This is a genomic window from Asticcacaulis benevestitus DSM 16100 = ATCC BAA-896 (genome assembly GCF_000376105.1).
Classification (GTDB): Bacteria; Pseudomonadota; Alphaproteobacteria; order Caulobacterales; family Caulobacteraceae; genus Asticcacaulis; species Asticcacaulis benevestitus.
The window spans coordinates 1-1753 of the sequence record NZ_AQWM01000090.1; the positions used below are offsets into that span (position 1 = coordinate 1).

A 1753-nucleotide genomic window follows, 5' to 3' on the forward strand; every position below is an offset into this window, starting at 1 on the left:
CGCTGAATATGCAGACGATCGCAGCTTTATGACGGTCCAGGCTCAGACCCATCTTGCCGCCGCCCGTGCCATGTTGGCGGGAGGCCCTGCATGATGATTATGAAGGGCCACGCCCAACTTGAAATTGCTAACGTTGAAGCTGAGCAAGATCTGATCGGCTGTGTTATGGCCAATAACAGCCAGTATGCTGAACTCTCGCACATCAAGCCGCACCATATGGTCGAGGCGGGGCATGCACGGTTGTGGGAGGCACTGACCAAGCAGATTGACGCTGGCGGCACTGCCAATGCGGGAAGCCTTCGCTCGGCTTTGCGAGGTGATCGGGCAATCGACGACCTCAATGCGGCGGCCGGGCAGGATTACCTGTCGTTGCTTTGTGCGAAAGCGGCGCATCCATCCTGGGCTCAAGATTGTGCAACCGCCATCATCGATGACTGGACGCGCAGGGAGGCCGTGGGCATAGGCCAGAATGTCATTGCTCTTGCCTCGGAGAACAACCCTCGCCCAGCTCTAGAGGTACTTTCATACGCTCGTAATGCGCTGGCCGAACTTGAGACGCAAAGCGGCGTGTCCGAGGCGGAATTTCAGGCCGCACCGGACGTCGCTACCAGCGTCTTGACGCAACTTGCCGAGCAGATGCGCTCCGGTAAGACGCTGGGCAAACGGTGCGGCCTGCGTTGTGTAGATCGTCGTATGGGTGGCTTCCACAAAGGCTCGCTGATCATCCTGGGTGGCCGCCCATCTATGGGAAAAACAGCCCTAGCGCGGGCTCTTGCGCACGGCTGTGCGGTTGAGAACCCTAAGGATCAGGTTCTGTTTCTTGGAATTGAGATGTCGCCAGACGAGATGCTTCAGCGTGAGTTGGCCGCGATTTCAGCCAGTGCTGGCGATGGTGTTGAATATCGTGACATCGCTATGGGTAAAGTTCGTCCGGAAGAAATGTCGGCGCTGCATCGGGCGCACGCTCAGGTGCCGGCGAACCTGATCCTTCAGGATGTGCCCAGCCTCAGCATTGATGACGTCAGAAGGTCGATATGGTCTCGCAAACGCAAAGGCCCACTGAGCCTTGTCGTCATAGACTACCTTCAGATCATGCGTCGGCCGGAGGCTCGCGGGCGTAACGAAACTGCCGTGCTGGGCGAGATAACCTCCAGCCTGAAGCAGATTGCGAGGCAGGCAGGATGCGCCATAGTGCTGTTGAGCCAGTTGTCACGCCAAGTCGAAAGCCGGGAAGACAAGCGCCCCCAATTGTCGGATCTGCGCGAATCCGGCTCGATCGAACAGGACGCGGACTTTGTGTTCTTCGTATACCGTGAATCTTACTATCTCGAACGGCAAAAGCCCAAAAAAGGCAATGAGTTTGAGCATGAGATGTCTGTCGCGGATTTGCAGACCGCCATGGAAGTTATTTGCGCTAAGGCCCGCCGCGCACCTGTTGGTACGGATATGCAGACCTACCAGGCGGAGTTCGACCTCATCACTGACCCGCGAGGTGAGGTATGAGCGGAAAAGTCCTAAATTGGGCCGCACGCGCGACGGTCGAAGATGTCTATGAGAAAGCCGTTTTGATGGTGCTGGCGGAGGCCTCGAACGATGCTGGGCAGACGTTCATTTCACAGGCGACGGTGGCCGACCGGTGCGTGATGTCGAAGCGTAAGGTTGTTGCTGTCATGGCTGGCCTTGAGGCCCGTGGCCACATCTCCCGCAAGCGCCGTTCTCGTGAGAACGGGCACCGATCTACCGACCTGATCAC

The 1753-nt window shown here is 57.8% G+C and carries 2 protein-coding genes; both read left to right on the forward strand.

Translation table 11 applies throughout. The annotated features are described in order from the left end of the window. Nucleotides 1-90 precede the first annotated feature (90 nt). Entirely contained in the window at nt 91-1503 is a 1413-nt protein-coding gene (locus B060_RS26385) for a replicative DNA helicase (RefSeq protein WP_051081150.1), read from the forward strand. After that, on the forward strand, nt 1500-1753 hold a 254-nt coding region (locus tag B060_RS0123500), incomplete at its 3' end, for a helix-turn-helix domain-containing protein (RefSeq protein WP_018084225.1). The genes B060_RS26385 and B060_RS0123500, both read left to right, overlap by 4 nt.